Source organism: Streptomyces sp. NPDC006265, from assembly GCF_040613555.1.
Lineage (GTDB): Bacteria > Actinomycetota > Actinomycetes > Streptomycetales > Streptomycetaceae > Streptomyces.
Genome location: NZ_JBEXSH010000676.1, coordinates 1 through 5097, shown reverse-complemented (window position 1 = coordinate 5097; position 5097 = coordinate 1). Strand labels below are relative to the sequence as shown.

6 protein-coding genes are annotated in these 5097 nt (G+C 69.8%); 4 read left to right on the top strand and 2 right to left on the bottom strand.

The genetic code is table 11. The features are described 5' to 3' along the window. Positions 1 to 361: 361 nt before the first annotated feature. The gene (locus ABZ281_RS37205; protein ID WP_356662456.1) at positions 362 to 1240 is read left to right on the top strand and encodes an alpha/beta hydrolase; all 879 of its coding nucleotides are present in this window, start codon (positions 362 to 364) and stop codon (positions 1238 to 1240) included. A 293-nt stretch (positions 1241 to 1533) separates the two neighbouring features. Here the strand turns inward: ABZ281_RS37205 and ABZ281_RS37200 are convergent, their stop codons facing one another. After that, complete coding sequence (locus tag ABZ281_RS37200; RefSeq protein ID WP_356662455.1) at positions 1534 to 2163, bottom strand: TetR family transcriptional regulator; 630 nt, start codon at positions 2161 to 2163, stop codon at positions 1534 to 1536. A gap of 121 nt (positions 2164 to 2284) precedes the next feature. Between ABZ281_RS37200 and ABZ281_RS37195 the strand changes: the two genes are divergently transcribed. Both ABZ281_RS37195 and ABZ281_RS37190 read left to right on the top strand, forming a co-directional pair. Beyond that, a complete protein-coding gene (locus ABZ281_RS37195; protein ID WP_356662454.1) occupies positions 2285 to 3277 on the top strand; it encodes an aldo/keto reductase in 993 nt (330 codons plus the stop codon). 257 nt (positions 3278 to 3534) lie between these two features. Then, a complete protein-coding gene (locus tag ABZ281_RS37190) occupies positions 3535 to 3762 on the top strand; it encodes a hypothetical protein (protein WP_356662453.1) in 228 nt (75 codons plus the stop codon). A gap of 32 nt (positions 3763 to 3794) precedes the next feature. Here the strand turns inward: ABZ281_RS37190 and ABZ281_RS37185 are convergent, their stop codons facing one another. Beyond that, on the bottom strand, positions 3795 to 4688 hold the full coding sequence (locus tag ABZ281_RS37185) for an NYN domain-containing protein (protein WP_356662452.1): 894 nt from the start codon (positions 4686 to 4688) through the stop codon (positions 3795 to 3797). A gap of 227 nt (positions 4689 to 4915) precedes the next feature. On the opposite strand from ABZ281_RS37185, the gene ABZ281_RS37180 reads away from it, so the two are divergent. Further along, positions 4916 to 5068, top strand: a complete 153-nt coding sequence (locus ABZ281_RS37180) for a hypothetical protein (protein WP_355769920.1) — start codon at positions 4916 to 4918, stop codon at positions 5066 to 5068. Positions 5069 to 5097 lie beyond the last annotated feature (29 nt).

Genomic DNA, 5097 nt, shown 5'->3' with positions numbered 1-5097 from the left:
CGGCCCCCTCACGGGGAGCCGGGCCGTCGGCGTCCACCCAGGGCACAGAGCCCGACCCCGCCGATCTCCACCCCGGACGCAGCGCCGGCCCCCACCAATCCCCACCCGCGCACAGCGCCCGTCCCCGCCCATCCGCACCCGGCGCATGGCTCAGTCCCCCCCGCCGATCCAACCCCGGACGCAGCGCCGGCCCCCACCAATGCCCACCCCCGCACAGCGCCCGTCTCCGCCCGCCCCCACCCCCACCCGCGCATGGCTCAGTCCCCCTCCGATCCCCACCCGCGCACAGCGCCGGCCCCCACCGATCCCCACCCACGCACAGCGCCCGTCCCCTCCGATCCCCACCCGCTACCCTCGCCCCGTGACCAGCCACCCCGCCTTCCCCCCGCCCCCCGGCGCCCGCGCCTACCCCCTGCGCACCTCACGCGGCGAGTTCGCCGTCGTCGACTCGTCGGCGTCGCCGACGGCTGGTGTGGAGGAGCGGGGAGTCGTCCTGATGCTGCCCGGATTCACCGGCAGCAAGGAGGACTTCAGGCTGCTCCATGAGCCGCTCGCACAGCGGGGGTACCGGGTCGTCGCCGTGGACGGACGGGGGCAGCACGAGTCGGAGGGCCCCTTGGACGACGAGTCCGCCTACGCCCAGCGGGAGCTCGCGCGGGACGTGCTCGCGCAGGTCGAGGCACTGGGCGGGCCCGTGCACCTCGTGGGGCATTCGCTCGGCGGGCAGATCGCCCGTGCGGCCGTGCTGCTCGACCACTCCCCGTTCGTCTCGTTCACCCTGGTCTCGTCCGGTCCGGCGGAGATCTCCGTCTCCCAGCAGCAGCGCGTGAAGCTGCTGCGGGACGCGCTCGCCCTGCTGTCGATGGCGGAGGTGTGGGAGGCCATCCAGGCCATGGGACCGCCGGAGGAAGTCGGCGGGCCGGCCCGCGGCCTCGGCGACCAGGACCAGTTGCGACGCCGCTGGCTGGGTCACAGCCCTGCCCAACTGCTGGCGACCGGGCGTCAGTTGTGCACCGAGCCGGACCGCGTGTCCGAACTCGCCGCGATCCCGCTGCCGTTCCACGTCGTGTCCGGCGCGCACGATGACACCTGGCCGGTGGCGATCCTGGACGACATGGCCCTGCGGCTGGACGCGCACCGCACGGTCATCACGGGAGCCGAGCACTCCCCCAACGCCGACCAGCCGCTCCCGACGGCCCACGCCCTCGCCGACTTCTGGGACGGCCCGGGCCGGGTGTAGTCGCCTGGCCGGCATCCCGACCGCTCCGGCTTAGTGGTCGGCTCCGGAAGTCCTTCGGGGGTTGACCCCGGGACGGGGCGTCTGTCGGGTGTCGCCGAACTCCTGGCCGGCACAGCCGTTGACGAGGGCTGCTACCGCCAATCCGGATGGCCACGGCCATCACCGACCGCCTGGCCGGCCGCGGGCTCGATGTCATCACTCCCGCGCCAGCGGACCGCGCGTTCGTCCACCAGGTCATCTTCAACGGACACACCCGGAGGTGTGCGTCAAACCAAACGGTTTGGGCGTTGTTCTCAGTCCGAGCGGGGGAACATGCGCTCGACGGCGGCCACCAGTGCGGCGCGGCGGGCGGCGATGGAGGGGTCCACGGCCTGGTCTGCGGCAGCGGCGGCGATTTCGGGCTGGCCTGCCCAGGTCATGGCGATCTGGTTGATCAGGGCGAGGACGTCGACGGGTTCCCAGGCCGGGTCGAGCAGCCCGATGCGCTGTGCGTCGCGGAGTTGGTCGAGCTTGCCGGCGATCGTGGCCTGGAGGGGGCTGGTGGGGTTGTCTGCGGGCTCGGCCAGCTCCAGACGGCCCCACATGATCAGGCGGTAGTGGTCCGGACGTGCCGTGAAGTGGTCGAAGAGGATGCCGGCATAACCGGGCAGGTCGGCCGGGTCCAGCTGAGTGGCCTCGACGAGTGCGGTCGTCTCGCGTTCGGCGACGTGCGCGTAAAGGGCTTCCTTGCTGCGGAAGTAGGCGTAGACACGTTCCTTGCTCGTCCTGGCCTGCTTGGCGATGCGGTCCACGCGGGCGCCGGCGATCCCGTGCCGGGCGAACTCCTCCTTGGCTGCGGCGACGATCCGCTGGCGCGTGGAGTCGGCGGACTCGCCCGCGATGGCGGCGTCCGAGGTCTGGCCAGGGTTGGTGGAGCGAGGCATGAGCCCAGGATAGGCGACCGAACCGTTCGGTTTTGCGTTGCACTCCGGATAAGCATAGGGTCACACCGAACAGTTTGGTTTGGTCGGCTAGGGCTGCCGACATGACACGAGGAGCGATCTCATGCAGCACCGCACCCTGGGACAGCAGGGACTGCGCGTCTCCGCGCTCGGACTGGGCCTGATGGGGATGTCCCTGGCCTACGGCCCCTCGAGCGACGAGGACGGCATCTCCACCATCCGCCGCGCCCACGAACTCGGAGTCGGCTTCTTCGACACCGCCGAGCTGTACGGCCAAGGCACCGGCAGCAACGAGACGCTGCTCGGCAGCGCAGTCAAGGACTTCCGCGACGAGGTCATCCTGGCCACCAAGTTCGGCTTCGACATGACCAGCAAGACGCCGGGGAGCGGCGTCAACAGCCGCCCGGAGAACATCCGCAAGGTCGCCGAGAACAGCCTGCGCCAGCTCCAGACCGACCGCATCGACCTCTTCTACCAGCACATCTCCGACCCCGACGTACCGGCCGAGGAGGTCGCCGGCACTGTCGGTGACCTGATCGCCGAGGGCAAGGTGCAGTACTTCGGCCTGAGTAACGTCGGCCCGCAGTACATCCGCCGCGCCCACACCGTCACCCCGGTCACAGCCCTTCAGTACGAGTACTCGGTCTTCGAGCGCGAAGTAGAGGACGAGATCCTGCCGGTCCTGCGAGAGTTGGGGATCGGCCTGGTGCCGTACTCGCCGCTCGGCCGCGGCTTCCTCTCCGGCGTGGTCAAGCCCGCTGACGAGTATCCCGAGGGCGACATGCGCCGCTGGGACGAGCGCTGGCAGGGCGAGAAGTACGCCTACAACCTGAACGCCGCCGAGCAGCTCCGAAAGCTCGCCGCCACCAAGGGCATCGCCCCCGCCCAGCTTGCCCTGGCCTGGCTACTCGCCCAGGGCGAGGACGTAATCCCGATCCCGGGCACCCGCAGCGCCACACGTCTGGAGGAGAACGTCGGCGCCACCGACGTAGAACTCACCGAGGCCGACCTGGCCCGTATCCGGGAGGTCTTTCCCCAGGGTTCCGCAGGCAGCCGTTACCCGGCCTCGATCATGGCTGGCTTCCGCACGGACTGACAGCCCGTACACCAAGTTCGGCGGTCCCGGGCATGCGGCGGCGAGCAGCGGCGGCATGTCCTCCCGGGCGGGGCTGTGACCGGGTCTGTGCCCACGTGCGCACCAGCCACGGCGCGCCCTGCTCCTCCTGAGCGCGTGTTCTGGGTCGTCGACAATGGCTCCTCCCACCGCGGCAAGAAGGCCGCAGACCGGCTGACCGCGGCGTTCCCGAACACGGTGCTGGTCCACACCCCGTGCACGCCTCCTGGCTGAACCAGGTGGAGATCTTCTTCTCCGTCGTGCAGCGCAAGGTCGTGGCGCCCAATGACTTCACCGACCTTGCCCAAGTCGGGAACCGGCTCCGAGCTTTCGAAGACCGCTACAACGCCACGGCGCAGCCGTTCCAGTGGAAGTTCACCCACTCCGACCTGGACGATCTGCTGGCCAGACTCGACCGGCACACCGCCGATCACCCAGAAGAATCCTCCGTCGCGCCGGCAGCTTGATCAACCCCCGAAGGACTTCCGGAGCCGACCACTTAGTACTGCGTCCGCAGATGCTCCCAGAAGCCGTCGCGCAGCGCCCGTCTGAGATCCGCCTGGCCGCGCAGCGAGTACTGCAGGAGGCCCTCCGCCTCCACGAGCAGGTCCTGGTCCACCGACCCGGGCAGGTACGGATGCCCGGGCAGCAACTCCACCAGCGCGTCCCGGCCGCGTGCCGCCAGCCACTTCGCCGCGATCTGCGCGCCCACGAACCGCACGTCCTCGCGCGTGGGCCGGTTCGCGGTCGTCTCGTAGCCGGGGGCTGTGCGGCGGGAGACGTACGGCTTGAAGAAGTCGAGGTCGAAGGTGCGCTGGCTGTCGACCTCCCACAGGAGGGGCTCGGCCTGGTTGCGGCCCTCCGGCGCCTCGATGCCCCAGAGGTGGACCCGGGCGCCGTACCCCTGGGCCGCCTCCACCGCCGAGACCAGGTCCTCGTCGCCGCCGAGCAGGGCCGCGTCGCTGATGGCGCGGTGCCGGGCGAGGGACTCCAGGTCGGAGCGGATGAGCGAGTCGACGCCCTTCTGCTGGTTGTTGGCGTTGAGGTTGCCGAGGCGCACCTTGACGTCCGGCAGTTCCGCGATGGTCTGCTGCTCGGCCGTGTGGATGCGGCGCCGGGCACCGTCGTACCAGTAGACGCGCAGCAGCCGGCTGTCCGCGAAGATCGTGCGGGCCCTGTCGATGAGCGCGTCGATCAGGCCCTCGGCGTCCAGGTCGAAGGCGCGGCGGTCCTCGGTGCCGGCGACGAGGCGTCCCGCGGCCGCGTACAGATACCCGGCATCGACGAAGATCGCGTGGGTCGAGGGCGTCTTCGCCACCTCGGCGAGCATGCGCTGGAGCAGCTCGTTGGTGCGGTCGATGCGGGTGTGGAGGGCCGCGAGGTCGTCGTTCATCACCCCCATTGTCCCGGTGGTCACGCTGCGAACACAACTGGTCCCGGTCGGTCCCGTAACCACACTCTTACGGCTTGGTAATTAGCTGTTCGAAAAATTTCCTTAGCGTAGGGAATGTTTGACCCCTGCATCCCTGTTGACCCATACGGGACACCGGGCACGAGCCTGGTGGGCCGCACACCCAAGTAGTTCTCCTCAGGAGGATGACCAGACGAAGGGAGAAGCCCTTGCGCTTCGAAATCATGCGACTCGACGACGTCGACGGCACACCTGTTGACTCGACCGTTGTGGACGCCGCCTCCGTCAACCGCATCGTTCAGCAGGCCGCCGCCATAGGGCAGCGCCTCTGGATCCGCCCGGCCGCGACCACGGCCTCATAACGCGCGCAGCTCTCCCACACTTCGGAGCC